We start from the raw sequence: 15016 nt of genomic DNA, 5'->3' as shown, positions 1-15016 counted from the left end.
AACTCCGGATGAGCAAGTTTCTAGACCGATTCCGCTATTTTAAGCAGTTGGCGGAACCCTTTTCGGGCGATCATGGCCAGACGCTGAACACCAACCGTGACTGGGAGGACGGCTATCGTAGCCGCTGGCAGCACGATAAAATTGTGCGCTCCACCCATGGGGTGAACTGTACCGGCTCCTGTAGCTGGAAGATTTATGTGAAAAACGGTCTGGTGACCTGGGAAACCCAGCAAACCGATTACCCGCGCACCCGTCCAGACTTGCCAAATCATGAGCCACGTGGTTGCCCACGCGGTGCGAGTTACTCCTGGTATTTGTACAGCGCAAACCGACTGAAATACCCACTGATGCGTAAACGCCTAATCAAACTGTGGCGTGAAGCGAAGGCGCTGCACAGCGATCCGGTCGATGCCTGGGGCTCGATCGTCAGTGATGCAAAAAAATCCAAAAGTTACAAAGTCGCACGCGGACGCGGGGGTTTTGTGCGTTCCAGCTGGCAAGAGGTGAATGAACTGATTGCCGCGTCTAACGTTTACACCGCCAAAACATTCGGCCCAGACCGCATTATCGGCTTCTCACCGATCCCGGCGATGTCGATGGTGTCCTACGCCGCCGGCGCCCGCTATCTGTCGCTGATTGGCGGCACCTGCCTGAGCTTCTACGACTGGTACTGCGACTTGCCGCCAGCCTCGCCAATGACCTGGGGCGAGCAAACCGACGTGCCGGAATCGGCCGACTGGTACAACTCTTCCTACATTATCGCCTGGGGCTCCAACGTGCCGCAGACGCGTACTCCGGACGCTCATTTCTTCACTGAAGTGCGCTACAAAGGCACCAAAACCGTGGCAGTCACGCCGGACTACGCGGAGGTCGCCAAGCTGTGCGACCAGTGGCTCAATCCGAAGCAGGGTACCGACAGCGCCATGGCGTTGGCGATGGGCCACGTGATGCTCAAAGAGTTCCACCTGGATCGTGAGGTAGGCTACTTCCGGGACTACGTGCGTCGTTACACCGATATGCCGATGCTGGTGATGCTCGAACCGCGCGAAGAGGGTTATTACGCCGCCGGTCGCCTGCTGCGTGCCGCTGATCTGGTGGATGGTTTGGGCCAGGAAAACAACCCTGAATGGAAAACCGTTGCCATAGATCAGCGCAACGGTGAGCTGGTGGCGCCGCAGGGATCGATTGGCTTCCGTTGGGGTGAGCAGGGCAAATGGAACCTGGAACAACGCGCCGGTGAAGACGGGCAGGAAGTCGAGTTGCAACTCAGCCTGCTGGGCGCGCATGACGAAGTGGCCGAAGTCGGGTTCCCGTACTTTGGCGGCATTAAAAGTGGCAGTACCGAGAGCGAACATTTCAACAGCGTGGCGCTGGACGAAATCCTGCTGCACACGCTGCCGGTAAAACGCCTGCGTCTGGCGGACGGTAGCGACGCGTTGGTGACCAGCGTTTACGATTTGACCCTGGCCAACTACGGCCTCGATCGTGGTCTGAACGATGCTAACTGCGCCACCGACTATGACGACGTCAAGGCTTATACCCCAGCCTGGGCCGAGCAAATCACCGGCGTCTCACGTCACAACATTATCCGCATTGCCCGTGAGTTTGCCGACAACGCCGAGAAAACCCATGGCCGTTCGATGATTATCGTTGGTGCCGGTGTCAACCACTGGTACCACATGGACATGACCTACCGTGGCCTGATCAATATGCTGATCTTCTGCGGCTGTGTTGGTCAGAGCGGTGGTGGTTGGGCACACTACGTCGGCCAGGAAAAACTGCGTCCACAGACCGGCTGGCTGCCGCTGGCGTTTGGCCTCGACTGGCAACGTCCACCGCGCCATATGAACAGTACCTCGTTCTTCTATAACCACTCCAGCCAGTGGCGCTATGAAACTGTCGGTACTGAAGAGCTGTTGTCGCCGTTGGCGGACAAGACCCGCTTTGGCGGCAGTCTGATCGATCTCAACGTGCGTGCTGAACGCATGGGCTGGCTGCCGTCGGCACCTCAACTGGGTACCAACCCGCTGCATCTGGCGGCACAGGCGAAAGCCGCTGGTCAATCACCGCTGGACTTCACCGTTGCAGGGTTGAAAAAAGGCACCCTGAATTTTGCCGCTGAACAGCCAGACAACCCGCAGAACTTCCCGCGTAACCTGTTCGTTTGGCGTTCCAATCTGTTGGGCTCATCCGGCAAGGGCCATGAGTACATGCTCAAATACTTGCTGGGTACTGAAAATGGTATTCAGGGCAAGGATCTGGGCCAGCAGGGCGGCGCTAAGCCCGAGGAAGTGGAATGGTTGGATAACGGCGGTGAAGGCAAATTGGATCTGGTGGTAACGCTTGATTTCCGCATGTCCAGCACCTGCCTTTACTCCGACATCGTGTTGCCAACTGCCACTTGGTACGAAAAAGACGACATGAATACCTCGGATATGCATCCGTTTATTCACCCGCTGTCGGCGGCGGTCGATCCGGCCTGGGATTCGAAGAGCGATTGGGAGATCTACAAAGGTATTGCCAAGACCTTCTCTGAAGTTTGTGTCGGGCATTTGGGCAAGGAAACCGACGTGGTGACGCTGCCGATCCAGCATGATTCAGCCGCCGAGTTGGCACAGCCTTATGGCGTTAAAGACTGGAAGAAAGGTGAGTGCGATCTGATCCCAGGGATTACCGCGCCGCACATCATGGTGGTAGAGCGTGATTATCCGGCTACCTATGAGCGTTTCACTTCGCTGGGGCCGCTGCTGGATAAGCTGGGCAATGGCGGTAAAGGGATTAGCTGGAACACCCAGACCGAAGTTGATTTCCTGAAACAGCTTAACTACGTGAAGGCGGAAGGTCCGGCTGCCGGTCGGCCGAAGATTGAAACCGCCATCGATGCCGCCGAGGTGATCCTGGCGCTGGCACCGGAAACCAACGGACAGGTCGCGGTCAAGGCGTGGGACGCGTTGGGCAAGATGACCGGCCGAGACCACCGCCATCTGGCACTGAACAAGGAAGATGAAAAAATCCGCTTCCGCGATATTCAGGCGCAGCCGCGCAAAATCATTTCCAGCCCGACCTGGTCAGGCCTGGAAGATGAACATGTGTCTTACAACGCCTGTTATACCAACGTGCATGAGCTGATCCCATGGCGCACCCTCAGCGGCCGTCAGCAGCTGTATCAGGACCATGAGTGGATGCGTGCCTTTGGCGAAAGCCTGTTGGTGTATCGCCCGCCGATCGACACCCGTGCCGCGCAGCCGTTGCTGAACCAGAAGCCGAACGGCAACAAGGAGAAGGCGCTGAACTTCCTGACGCCGCACCAGAAATGGGGCATTCACTCCACGTACAGCGACAACCTGCTGATGCTGACCCTGTCGCGCGGTGGACCGATCGTTTGGATGAGTGAAGAAGATGCCAAAGACTTGGGCATTGAGGACAACGACTGGATCGAAGCCTTTAACGCCAATGGCGCGTTAACGGCGCGGGCGGTGGTCAGCCAGCGCGTCCCGTCCGGTATGACCATGATGTACCACGCGCAGGAACGCATCGTGAATATTCCAGGTTCGGAAATCACCAGCCAGCGCGGCGGTATCCATAATTCGGTGACCCGTGTCTGCCCGAAACCAACCCATATGATTGGGGGATACGCGCAACTGGCCTACGGTTTTAACTATTACGGCACTGTCGGTTCTAACCGCGACGAGTTCGTGGTGGTGCGCAAGATGAACCGTATTGACTGGTTAGACGGTGAGGGTAACGACGATTCGCAGGGCAGCCAGCAGGAGAAAGCAAAATGAAAATTCGTTCGCAAGTTGGCATGGTGCTGAACCTGGACAAATGCATCGGTTGCCACACCTGTTCAGTGACCTGTAAAAACGTCTGGACCAGCCGCGAGGGCATGGAGTACGCCTGGTTCAATAACGTGGAAAGCAAGCCAGGCGTGGGTTATCCGCACGCCTGGGAAGATCAGGAAAAGTGGAAAGGCGGTTGGATCCGTAAAATCAACGGCAAGCTTGAGCCACGCATGGGCAGTCGTGTCGGTCTGTTGTCGAAGATTTTTGCCAACCCGGATGTCCCGGCGCTGGACGATTACTACGAGCCGTTCGACTACGATTACCAAAACTTGCATACCGCGCCACAGGGCAAGCATCAGCCGATCGCCCGTCCGCGATCGCTGATCACCGGCCAGCGCATGAAGAAGATTGAAAATGGCCCGAACTGGGAAGAGATCCTCGGTGGCGAATTCTCCAAACGTTCGAAGGACAAAAACTTCGACAATATGCAAAAGGAGATGTACGGCCAGTTCGAAAACACCTTCATGATGTACCTGCCGCGCCTGTGCGAACACTGCCTTAACCCGGCCTGCGTCGCGACCTGTCCTAGTGGTGCTATCTACAAGCGTGGCGAAGACGGCATTGTGCTGATCGATCAGGATAAATGCCGCGGCTGGCGTATGTGCCTGACCGGCTGCCCGTACAAAAAAATCTACTTCAACTGGAAAAGCGGCAAGTCCGAGAAGTGCATCTTCTGTTATCCGCGCATTGAATCCGGTCAGCCGACGGTGTGTTCGGAAACCTGTGTGGGTCGCATTCGCTATCTGGGCGTGCTGCTGTATGACGCCGACCGTATTGAGCAGGCGGCAGCAGTCGAAAACGACAAGGATTTATACCAGAGCCAGTTGGATATCTTCCTCGACCCGCATGATCCTGCGGTGATTGCCCAGGCGTTGGCCGACGGCATTCCACAAGGGGTGATCGAATCCGCCCAGCAGTCGCCGGTATACAAAATGGCGATGGACTGGAAACTGGCGCTGCCTTTGCATCCGGAATACCGCACGCTGCCGATGGTGTGGTACGTGCCGCCATTGTCACCGATTCAATCTGCCGCCGATGCCGGTGAGCTGGCGCATAGCGGCGTGCTGCCGGACGTGGAAAGCCTGCGTATTCCGGTGCAATATTTGGCGAACCTGCTGACCGCTGGCGATACTACGCCGGTGCTGTTAGCGCTCAAGCGCATGCTGGCGATGCGCCATTACAAACGGGCAGAAACCGTTGACGGCGTACTGGACACCAGCGCACTGGAACAGGTGGGGCTGACCGAAGCGCAGGCGCAGGAGATGTATCGCTATCTGGCGATCGCCAACTACGAAGACCGCTTTGTGATCCCGTCCAGCCATCGCGAACTGGCACGTGTTGCCTTCCCGGAAAGCAAAGGCTGCGGTTTCAGCTTTGGCGACGGCTGCCACGGCAGCGACGGTAAATTCAACCTGTTCAACAGCCGCCGCATTGACGCTATTGATGTGACGAAGAAAACGCCGCGTCAGGAGGATGCCTCATGATCAGCCTGAAAGTGATTGCTCGCCTGCTGGACTACCCGGAGCAGGCGCTGTTTGACCATCAGCAGGCGCTGGTTGAAGCGCTGGAACCGGCCAGCGAACTGGATTTGCATCACAGTGCACAGCTGATCTTGTTTATTCGCCGTTTTTGCGCTCGCCCATTGCTGGACGTGCAGGCCGAATACTGCGAACTGTTCGACCGGGGGCGCGCCACCTCGCTGTTGCTGTTTGAACATGTGCACGGTGAATCACGCGATCGCGGCCAGGCCATGGTCGATCTGATGGCGCAATACCGCGAGGCCGGGCTGGAGATCGACAGCCGCGAACTGCCGGATTTCTTGCCGCTGTATCTGGAGTATCTCGCTAGCCGCAGCAAGGAACAGGCCGCGGGTGGGTTGCAGGATATTGCGCCGATCCTGGCACTGCTGGGTGCGCGGTTACAACAGCGTGAAAGCCCGTATGCGGTGCTGTTTGATCTGCTGCTGGTGTTATCTGGCAGTGAAGTTCAGGCTCAAACGCTGGAGTCCCAGGTTGCAAAAGAAGCTCGCGATGACACGCCGCAGGCACTAGACGCAGTATGGGAAGAGGAACAAGTTAAGTTTCTAGGCGAGCAGGGCTGCGCTTCGGCGCAGCAAGCGGCGCACCAACGGCGTTTTGCCGGCGCGGTGGCACCGCAATACCTGGACCTGACGGATGCGCTAACCGGAACCAAAGGACGCTAATCATGCAATTTTTAAATCAGTTCTTCTTCGATATCTACCCCTATCTGGCGGGAGCGATTTTCCTGATCGGCAGTTGGCTGCGTTACGATTACGGCCAGTACACCTGGCGTGCCGGATCCAGCCAGATGCTGGATAAAAAAGGGATGCGACTGGCCTCCAACCTGTTCCACATCGGGATTCTGGGCATTTTTGCCGGGCACTTCCTCGGCATGCTGACGCCGCATTGGATGTATGAATCCTTCCTGCCGATTGATGTGAAGCAGAAGTTGGCGATGATTGCCGGTGGTGCCTGCGGTGTGATGACACTGATCGGCGGTGCGCTGTTGCTCAAACGCCGTCTGACCAATCCACGGGTACGGGCGACCAGCAGCTTTGCCGATATCATGATCCTGACGCTATTGGTGGTGCAGGTGTGCCTCGGTTTGCTGACCATTCCGTTCTCCGCCCAACATATGGACGGCAGTGAGATGATGAAACTGGTGGGTTGGGCGCAGGCGGTGGTGACCTTCCATGCTGGAGCCTCGGAACATCTGGTGGGGGTGGCTCCGATCTTTAAACTGCATATGGTTCTGGGCATGACACTGTTCGTGCTGTTCCCGTTCTGCCGCCTGGTACATATCTGGAGTGTACCGGTAGAGTATCTGACTCGCCGCTATCAGTTGGTACGCAACCGCCGCTGAGCATCAAAACACTGCCGCTGTATAACAGCGGCGGTGTACTCTTCCCGCCTACAGTTTTTACGCCTTCGCCTGCCTATTTTTGCTTCCTTGCCGTAAACTTAATATCTCAGTATTGTTACAATTATTCGTCGGCGCCTGCCGGCTGTTTGCAGTGCATAACAACAATCAATAGCCCCTGTTTGCGGGCACTTTGGGATTTAAAACCGGGGATGACTCGCCGCTGTTAGTAGGATAGCGCCGGGAGATCGCTTTATGGATAGTCAGGTTAATCAACAACAATAATGACAATACACTCTTTTTCGTCACCCGCGTTGCTGCCTCTTAAAGTCATCGCTACTGGGGCGGCGTTACCGCCTAATCGCGTAGAATCTTCCACTCTGGACAGGTTGTTGCGCAAGCCAGTCGGTTACGTCGAAAAACGCTCCGGCATCGTCCACCGTTATCACGCTGCTGATGATGCGAGTCAGGCTGAGCTGGCCGTTGCCGCGTTACAGGATGCCTTGACTCGTTGCAATATCGACGCGCAATCCATCGACTTATTGATTTCCGCTTCAGCGATCTCAGTGCAAGCGCTGCCTTGTACTGCTGCGCACATTCTCAAAATCGCCGGTTTGGCACCCGGTACGGCAGGCTTCGATATTAATAGCAGCTGTGTCAGTTTTATCTCTGCGATGCAGGTGGCTGCCGGTTTGCTCAATGCCGGGACCTATAAACGTATTGCGATTATCTCGGCAGATCTGGCCTCGCGCGGCATCGACTGGGATCACGAAGAGTCCTCACTGATTTTTGGCGACGGGGCGGCTTGTGCCATTGTGGAGCGGGGTGATGGAACCAGTGGCATTCTGGCCAGCCTGGTGGAAACCTACCCCGAAGGCAGCGAATTGTGTGAGATCCGTGCCGGAGGGACCCGACGTAATCCGCGGGCCGGTATGACAGGCAGCGACTTCCTGTTTCATATGCAAGGTAAACAACTGTTCCGTCAGGCCTCGGCGTTGATCGAAGACTACCTGGCTCGTCTGCTTGCTGCCAGCGGCCTGACGTTGGCGCAGATCGCCACGGTGGTGCCGCATCAGGCAAGTCATCTGTCACTTGAACATATGCGTAAGCGCCTGCATGTGTCCAGCGAGGTACTGGTGGATATTTACCGCTATCACGGCAATCAGGTTGCTGCGTCTATTCCCACGGCACTGCATGCTGCGGTTACCGATGGTCGCTTTAACCCTGGGAAACCGGTGATGCTGATTGGTACCGCCGCCGGGTTATCGCTGGCTGGCATGGTACTGCTGCCGTGAAGGTGTTGGTCACGGGGGCCACCAGTGGGCTAGGGCGCAATGCGGCGCAGTGGTTGCTGGACGCGGGTTATCAGGTGCAGGCTACCGGGCGCGACAAGCGGGCTGGAGAAGAACTGAGGCTACTGGGGGCCGAGTTTAGCCCATTGGAATTAGCACAAGCCACGGTGGAAGAGTGTCGACAATTGATGCTGGGCTGTGATTGGGTGTGGCACTGTGCGGCAAAGTCTTCTCCGTGGGGCAGTAAGGCCGAGTTTTATCAGGCCAATGCGGTTGCCACAGAAAAGTTGGTGGAGGCGGCAGGGGTCTGTGGCGTGCGGCGCTTTATTCATATTTCCACGCCGGCGATTTACTTTGATTTTAACGCTCATCAAGATGTTGATGAAGGGTACCGCGCCCGTCGTTTCGCCAATCATTACGCGGCCAGCAAATACGCTGCGGAACAACGGTTGCAGGAGCGGGTGCTCCGTTACCCGCAAACCACCTACATTATTCTTCGCCCGAGAGGGCTGTTTGGCCCGCATGACCGGGTGATTGTGCCACGCCTGCTGCAACAGTTGGACCGCGATCGTGGCGTGCTTCGCTTGCCCGGTGGAGGTAACGCGCTGCTGGACTTGACCTTCGTGCTCAACGTGGTGCACGCGATGGATCTGGCGAGCCGTCAGCATCGGTTGCCCTCCGGCGCGGTGTACAACATCACAAACCATCAACCACAGCGGCTGGCAGATATGCTGGATGCGTTGCTGCGTCAGCAGTTGGGATTACGTTATCGGCTTCAGGCGGTGCCTTATCCCTTGCTGAGTGTGCTGGCAGGCTGTTTGGAACTGCTGGCCCGTTTTACCGGCAAAGAACCCCTGCTGACCCGTTATAGCGTGGCGGCGGTGTATTTCGATATGACGCTTAGCCAGACCCGTGCTATTGAAGAACTGGGCTACCTGCCGCGCTATTCGATGGATGAGGGGATTCGTCTGACCGGCGAATGGTTTAAACGGCAGGGAGGCGCGCTGCATGGCTAAGGTGACCGTTTTTGACGTGGGGTATTGTACCCATATCGGTTGTATGGCGTTGCGTGGCGCAGGATTCCGGGTGTGCAAATTCCCCGCACGTGCTTATCTGTTGGAGGTGGGAGAACGACGTTGGCTGTGGGACACTGGCTACGCGCACTATTTCCAGCAGCAGACGCAGTCTGGTATTTTCCGCATTTACCGGCAGATGACGCCGGTGTATTTCGATCCCAGAGAATCGTTGGCACAACAGTTGCGCACCGCCGGTTATGACGCCAATGATATCCAGGCGTTAATCGTTTCACATTTTCATGCAGATCACGTTGCCGGGCTGCGTGATTTCGCGCACCTCGATTTTATCTGTTCCGGTGAAGGATGGCGGCAAACTCGTGAACTGCGAGGCTTTGCCGCGTTAAAACGCGCCTTTATTCCCGGCCTGATTCCAGAGAGTTTCGAGGCTAACCTGACGTTCATCGAAGGTTTTCCTCAGGTCAGCCTACCTGCTTTGCTCGCACCCTTCGATCGCGGGTATGCGTTGCCGGGCAGCGACGGGCAAATCGTGTTGGTAGACCTGCCAGGGCATGCTGCCGGCCATATAGGTGCATTCATCCTCACGGACAGCGGTTGGACACTGCTGGCCAGCGACGCTGCCTGGTCTCCGTTAAGCTACCAGCAGTTGCGTGGGCCTTCACGGTTGGCCAACTTGGTGATGGAGGATTCTAATGCCTATTATCGCACGTTGGAGCGGCTGAACCAGTTGTGGGTGAGTGGTAATGCCGAGATCCTGCTGTGCCATGAGGGGGATTTATGATCCCGTTAATGACACTGTGGCACTACTTTCGGGCCCGCCGTTTAGTCTTTTCCGATCGCCATTCTTTGGAAGCCTACCAGAAGAGGCAACTAAAACGCTTTGCCCGGAGCGTGTTGACTAAAAGCCCTTATTTCCGGCGTGTCAGCCGGCAAGCGATCGCCACTTGGCCGCTGATGGACAAGGCGTTGATGATGGCGCAGTTCGATCAAATGAACACCGCCGGATTGCAACGCGACGCACTGTTAGCCTGCGCGCAACGCAGTGAGGTGGAACGGGATTTCACGCCAAAAATCGGGAAATACAGCGTAGGCCTGTCGTCAGGGACGTCAGGACAACGTGGCATTTTTGTCGTCAGTCCACGTGAACAACAGGTTTGGGCCGGAGGCATGCTGGCGAAAATGCTGCCGGACGGTCTGTTTGCCGGTGAACGCGTGGCGCTGTTTCTGCGGGCGGACAATAACCTGTATCACAGCGTGAACAATCGTTGGCTGAGTCTGGCGTTTTACGATCTTTTTGCGCCTTTTACCCCACAGCTATCCCGGCTGGAGCAGCAGGCACCCACCATCATTGTCGCACCGGCGCAGGTACTGCGCGCATTGGCACTAGCGGTGTTAGCCAAACAGATTCATCTCGAGGTAAAGAAGGTGATTTCGGTGGCAGAAGTGCTGGAAGAACAAGACCGGCGTCTGCTGGCGCAGGTTTTTCCCGTGGTAGGTGAGGTGTATCAGGCCACTGAGGGCTTCCTGGCGGCTACTTGTGCGCACGGTACCCTGCATCTGAACGAAGAGTTCTTGCATATTGAACCGCAGTGGATTGATGAGCAGCGTTTTACACCGTTGATCACTGACTTTACCCGTAGCACCCAACCGATTGTGCGCTACCGGCTGGATGATGTGTTGGTCAAACAGACGGAACCTTGTCCTTGTGGGCAGCCATCAATGGCGATTGCGCGTATTGAAGGGCGGCGTGACGATCAACTGGTGTTGCCCAATAGGTTTGAACAACCACAGGTGGTGTTTGCCGACGTATGCAGCCGCGCGATTGCCAATGCGTTGCCGCTGACCAGCGATTACCGGCTGATCCAATACGGTGAGACGCAATTGCATCTGATCGCCGATTGTAGCGAGGCTGAGTTGGCTCACTGCCAGTCACAGCTAACGGCATTGTTTGAACAACAGGGCATTGCGACCGCGAATCTGGAGTGGCAACGGACGGTACAGACGGTGATGCCGCAGTTTGATCGTAAGAGAAGACGGATTATCCGCCAGGCGGGGGCATGATGAGAATGATCGCGTATCGGTTGTGGCAGATGTTGCTGGGTTGGGGACTCGTGGGCGTCGTTTATACGTTAACCGACCGTCTACAAAGTACGGGCACCGTGCTCCCGCCATCAGCAATTGACCGCGGGATCCCGTTTAGTCCGACCGCCATTTGGTTGTATCTGTCTTTCTTTATCATTGTTCCGCTCGGCTATCTGTTAGCGCCGATTGAGCGGGTCAAATGGCTGAGAGCAGCGATGCAACTGGCCGCCGTGGGCGCTGGAGCGATATACCTGTTGTGGCCAACGACCTTGGTTTATCCGCAAGACAAGGGGGACGGGTTAAGTTCACAACTGCTGGCGGCACTGACCCAGGTTGATTCACTGCAAAATTGCCTGCCTTCGCTACACATGGCGCTGACGGTGTTGGCCGTGTGGGCGTTGAGCGATAAGCAGCGTAAAGTGAGAACGGCGTTGCTCATGGTATGGGCGCTGGCGATCGCGTTTTCCATCCTGCAATTGCGTCGCCATTTGCTGGTTGATCTGGTCAGTGGGGCACTGTTGGCATTTATTGCCGGTTGGGTGGTGCAGCGCATCAATAGCGTGCGGCGAGATGCCGTCAAAGGAGAAATAGGATGAGCGAACTGGCGATGCCGATCCTGTTCATGCTGTTTGTCGTCATTGGTGAGGCGCTGGTGTTGCAATACGCGCAGCGGCGCCAGGTGAACTGGCACGATCTGGTGTTCAATCTGAACTCCGGTCATATCATGCTGTGGCTGTTCCGTGGGTTGGAGATCACCTGCTATGGCTATGTGGCAGCACACTTCAGCCTGGGCCTGCTGGATACCTGGCCACCGGTGCTAATGTGGTTGTTTGCCCTGCTGGCGTGGGACTTCGGTTTTTACTGGTTGCATCGCCTGCACCATTATTTACGGGTGTTGTGGGCGGTGCATGTGGTGCATCACCAGGGAGAGCATTTCAATCTCTCGTTGGGGGTCCGCAATTCCTGGTATTCGTCGCTAACGTCGATCCCGTTCTTTTTAGTATTGGCGCTGCTGGGTGTGCCGTTGTCAGTGTTTGTCACGGTGTCTATCCTGCACTACAGCATTCAGCTGTTTAACCATAATGCGCTAACGCCTAAGCTTGGCCTGTTGGAGAAAATACTGGTTACACCGGCGCATCATCGGGTGCATCACGTTAAAGACCTGGCCTATTCGAACAAAAATTTTGGCGGCAGCTTTATCTTCTGGGACAAGCTGTTCGGCACTTTTTGCCCGAACCTGCCTGAAACGCCATTTGTGTATGGCGTCAGTGGCGATAAGCCGTCCGCTAATCCGTTCTGGGCGAGCAATCTCCCTTTCTTGCGTTATTTACGTCTGTCCTGGCGGCCTAAAGCGACAACGGGGCGTTTCCGTTGCTCAGCGCTTAGCGTGTTCAGCGGTGCGATGCTGCTGTTTACGCTGGTCATTGGTTATGTTTACCAGTACGGCTACGGCTACAGTGACGTTAACTGGCCGCAAATGACGCTGTTGGTCCTGTTGGCGCTTGGATCAATGGCGCTGGGCGGCATGACAGAAGGGCATCGCTGGGCGATTGTGGCCTGGCTGGTGATTACGCTGAGTATTCCGCTGTTGTTCATCGGTTATCTCGGGTGGCCGCAGCGCTATTGGCAAATTGCGATGGCCATTATCGCACTGCACGGCGTTTGCGTGGCATTAGGTTGGGGCCGGGCGAAACAGCCGGTTCCGACGGGAGTGTCGCATGGCTGATGCACTCCCACCGCTGCGTTTTCCTGCCGATGGCGAACAGGCGTTTCATCGTGCGCTCAAACATGCCGCGCACGCGTATCTGGCGGGTGATCACCGTTATGCCGACGGCTGGCGACTGGCTAAAGCGGCACTGCTGCTGGTGTTGTGCTGTGGTTTTTATGTTTTGAGCGTGATGCAGCAACAGCCGTGGGCGTTTTTCGGCTGTTATTTCCTGTTTGTGATGATGGGGATGTTGCTCAATGTGAATGTGAATCATGATGCTTCGCATAATGCCTTTTTACGCAGCCCTTGGGCCAACCGGTTGGTAGGACGGTTAGTCACGTTGCCGTTGGGGGTGGATCCAGACTACTGGCGCGTGCGGCACGTGGAATATCACCACGTTTATGCCAATGTTGAACATTATGATTTGGATACCGAGGAAAATGGTTTCTTTCGCCAGACGCCGTTCCAGCGCTGGCGTAAACATATGCGCTATCAGCATCTGTATTGGCCGATGATTGCCGCACTCTCTCTGCCCTATATCGCCTGGATTTTTGACTGGTCGGATCGCATGGGCAAAACCCCATTGCATGAAAAGAACATTTTACCGGGCGGTGGTGGTTGGGCCGTGTTTATCCTGTGCAAGATTGGCCATCTGCTGCTGGTGCTGGCAGTACCGCTGGTGTTATGTCAACAGAACGGCATCAGCTGGCAATGGGTGTTGTTGGCTTACGCACTCAGTCAGATGTGCGCTTCACTGTTGGTGGTGTTCTTGTTATTGGGCACCCATTGGGCGCAGGCTGAGTTTTACTCTGTGCCGGAAGGCGAAAGCATGCCGCACGGTTGGTACCGACACAATTTTGCTACTGCGTGCGATTGGGAAACCTCACCACGTGGATTACAGCATCTGACCGGCGGGTTGAATTATCATCTGACCCACCATTTGTTCCCCGGTTGGAATCATCGACATTACCCGGCGCTGGCCGCCATAGTGGCGCAACTGGCGGCGCAGCATGGTATGGAATATCGCTGCATTGGTTACCGCGAACTGCTGGCACAGCAACAGCAATTCTTACGTCGGATGGGGCAGCCATGACACCGTTGCGCCCGCTGGCTTTTCAGCGTGATGACTCTGGTCTGCACCGCGCATTGATGCAGGCTGCACAGAATTATTTGGCCGAAAGTCGCGATCACCGTTTTGCTGATATTGGCATGCTGGCAAAGGTATTGATACTGCTGGCGCTGTGTGTACTTTGTTATGCTTTGAGTCTGCAACAACACAGCATCTGGGCGTATTTTGCCTGTTACTTCGGTTTTATTTTCATTGGCATGTTCCTCACGGTGAACGTGGTCCATGATGCGTCGCATAACGCATTTTTCAAACAGCCATGGGCCAATCGCTGGCTGAATTGCATGGTGAGTATTCCGCTTGGATTAGATCCCGATTGCTGGCGAGTAAGACACGTTATTTTTCATCACGCACACAACAACATCGAGCATTACGATCCTGATATCGATGCCAACGGCGTACTGCGTCAGACGCCGTTCCAGCGTTGGCGGCCTTTTATGCGCGCGCAGCGTTTTTACTGGCCGCTGGTGGCCGCGATGACCTTCCCGTATTACATCTGGTTGTTCGATTGGCTGGATCGGGCGGGGCAAACCCGGGTTACGGCACGAATGGCGCAACGGGGAATACGTGGCTGGACTGTGTTTTTGATGGGCAAAACTGCGCACCTGATACTGGCGCTGGCCATCCCCTGTTACCTGTTACCACCAGCGATAGGTATGGGGCAAATAGTGCTGGTTTATCTGCTGAGCCAGATGCTTTCGTCGCTGCTGTTTGTGATGCTGATTATTGGTACCCATTGGGCCAAGGCGAAGTTTTATCAGGCTCCAGCGCAGGGGCCGTTACCGCACGGCTGGTATCATCATGTGTTTGCCACGACGTTTGACTGGTTTCCGCGACCACGTTGGTTAGGTTATTGGTTGGGCGGTGCCAATTTGCATCTGACACACCATTTGTTTCCCCACTGGAGTCACCGGCATTACCCGGCATTAAGCCGTATCATTGCTGAGGTGGCACCGCGTTTTGGTATCGACTATCGGGTGTTGGAACTGGGGGAGTTATTGCGTTTGCAACAGCGTTTTCTTAGCGCGATGGGGCGCAAACCGGAGTAGTTA

The 15016-nt window shown here is 55.9% G+C and carries 12 protein-coding genes; all 12 read left to right on the top strand.

The features are described from left to right. The first annotated feature begins 8 nt into the window (after positions 1–8). The 12 genes from SGBXF1_RS14510 (at position 9) to SGBXF1_RS14455 (ending at position 15013) form a co-directional block, all read left to right on the top strand. The gene (locus tag SGBXF1_RS14510) at positions 9–3785 is read left to right on the top strand and encodes a nitrate reductase subunit alpha (protein ID WP_186427049.1); all 3777 of its coding nucleotides are present in this window, start codon (positions 9–11) and stop codon (positions 3783–3785) included. Then, the gene (gene narH / locus SGBXF1_RS14505; RefSeq protein ID WP_061806498.1) at positions 3782–5326 is read left to right on the top strand and encodes a nitrate reductase subunit beta; all 1545 of its coding nucleotides are present in this window, start codon (positions 3782–3784) and stop codon (positions 5324–5326) included. Before SGBXF1_RS14510 ends, narH begins: the two co-directional genes overlap by 4 nt. After that, positions 5323–6045 carry a nitrate reductase molybdenum cofactor assembly chaperone gene (gene narJ / locus SGBXF1_RS14500; RefSeq protein WP_037419191.1) on the top strand — a complete coding sequence of 241 codons (723 nt, stop codon included), beginning with the start codon at positions 5323–5325 and terminating at the stop codon, positions 6043–6045. Before narH ends, narJ begins: the two co-directional genes overlap by 4 nt. A 2-nt stretch (positions 6046–6047) precedes the next feature. Next, the gene (narI, locus tag SGBXF1_RS14495; RefSeq protein WP_085117241.1) at positions 6048–6725 is read left to right on the top strand and encodes a respiratory nitrate reductase subunit gamma; all 678 of its coding nucleotides are present in this window, start codon (positions 6048–6050) and stop codon (positions 6723–6725) included. 281 nt (positions 6726–7006) lie between these two features. Continuing rightward, a complete protein-coding gene (locus tag SGBXF1_RS14490; protein ID WP_061806495.1) occupies positions 7007–8017 on the top strand; it encodes a 3-oxoacyl-[acyl-carrier-protein] synthase III C-terminal domain-containing protein in 1011 nt (336 codons plus the stop codon). Then, positions 8014–9030, top strand: coding sequence for an NAD-dependent epimerase/dehydratase family protein (locus tag SGBXF1_RS14485; RefSeq protein ID WP_186427048.1), 1017 nt, complete (start codon positions 8014–8016; stop codon positions 9028–9030). The genes SGBXF1_RS14490 and SGBXF1_RS14485 overlap by 4 nt, the downstream gene beginning before the upstream one ends. Next, positions 9023–9829, top strand: a complete 807-nt coding sequence (locus SGBXF1_RS14480) for an MBL fold metallo-hydrolase (RefSeq protein ID WP_186427047.1) — start codon at positions 9023–9025, stop codon at positions 9827–9829. The genes SGBXF1_RS14485 and SGBXF1_RS14480 overlap by 8 nt, the downstream gene beginning before the upstream one ends. Continuing rightward, entirely contained in the window at positions 9826–11109 is a 1284-nt protein-coding gene (locus SGBXF1_RS14475; protein WP_037419202.1) for a F390 synthetase-related protein, read from the top strand. The genes SGBXF1_RS14480 and SGBXF1_RS14475 overlap by 4 nt, the downstream gene beginning before the upstream one ends. Beyond that, positions 11106–11726 (top strand): phosphatase PAP2 family protein, encoded by a 621-nt coding sequence (locus SGBXF1_RS14470; RefSeq protein ID WP_130381085.1) that lies wholly within the window; start codon positions 11106–11108, stop codon positions 11724–11726. The genes SGBXF1_RS14475 and SGBXF1_RS14470 overlap by 4 nt, the downstream gene beginning before the upstream one ends. After that, the gene (locus tag SGBXF1_RS14465) at positions 11723–12856 is read left to right on the top strand and encodes a sterol desaturase family protein (RefSeq protein WP_037419205.1); all 1134 of its coding nucleotides are present in this window, start codon (positions 11723–11725) and stop codon (positions 12854–12856) included. The genes SGBXF1_RS14470 and SGBXF1_RS14465 overlap by 4 nt, the downstream gene beginning before the upstream one ends. Then, complete coding sequence (locus SGBXF1_RS14460; RefSeq protein WP_186427046.1) at positions 12849–13931, top strand: fatty acid desaturase family protein; 1083 nt, start codon at positions 12849–12851, stop codon at positions 13929–13931. Before SGBXF1_RS14465 ends, SGBXF1_RS14460 begins: the two co-directional genes overlap by 8 nt. Continuing rightward, positions 13928–15013 (top strand): fatty acid desaturase family protein, encoded by a 1086-nt coding sequence (locus tag SGBXF1_RS14455; RefSeq protein ID WP_186427045.1) that lies wholly within the window; start codon positions 13928–13930, stop codon positions 15011–15013. Before SGBXF1_RS14460 ends, SGBXF1_RS14455 begins: the two co-directional genes overlap by 4 nt. Positions 15014–15016: the final 3 nt, after the last annotated feature.

It is taken from the genome of Serratia grimesii (assembly GCF_900186025.1).
GTDB classification, from domain to species: Bacteria; Pseudomonadota; Gammaproteobacteria; order Enterobacterales; family Enterobacteriaceae; genus Serratia; species Serratia grimesii.
This window is presented reverse-complemented; position numbering and strand designations above follow the sequence as displayed.

Coding starts and splice junctions, on each gene's coding strand:
- narI (WP_085117241.1), top strand. CDS start 6,048: ATGCAATTTTTAAATCAGTTCTTCTTCGATATCTACCCCTATCTGGCG.
- SGBXF1_RS14460 (WP_186427046.1), top strand. CDS start 12,849: ATGGCTGATGCACTCCCACCGCTGCGTTTTCCTGCCGATGGCGAACAG.
- SGBXF1_RS14490 (WP_061806495.1), top strand. CDS start 7,007: ATGACAATACACTCTTTTTCGTCACCCGCGTTGCTGCCTCTTAAAGTC.
- SGBXF1_RS14465 (WP_037419205.1), top strand. CDS start 11,723: ATGAGCGAACTGGCGATGCCGATCCTGTTCATGCTGTTTGTCGTCATT.
- SGBXF1_RS14510 (WP_186427049.1), top strand. CDS start 9: ATGAGCAAGTTTCTAGACCGATTCCGCTATTTTAAGCAGTTGGCGGAA.
- SGBXF1_RS14455 (WP_186427045.1), top strand. CDS start 13,928: ATGACACCGTTGCGCCCGCTGGCTTTTCAGCGTGATGACTCTGGTCTG.
- narJ (WP_037419191.1), top strand. CDS start 5,323: ATGATCAGCCTGAAAGTGATTGCTCGCCTGCTGGACTACCCGGAGCAG.
- narH (WP_061806498.1), top strand. CDS start 3,782: ATGAAAATTCGTTCGCAAGTTGGCATGGTGCTGAACCTGGACAAATGC.
- SGBXF1_RS14470 (WP_130381085.1), top strand. CDS start 11,106: ATGATGAGAATGATCGCGTATCGGTTGTGGCAGATGTTGCTGGGTTGG.
- SGBXF1_RS14480 (WP_186427047.1), top strand. CDS start 9,023: ATGGCTAAGGTGACCGTTTTTGACGTGGGGTATTGTACCCATATCGGT.
- SGBXF1_RS14475 (WP_037419202.1), top strand. CDS start 9,826: ATGATCCCGTTAATGACACTGTGGCACTACTTTCGGGCCCGCCGTTTA.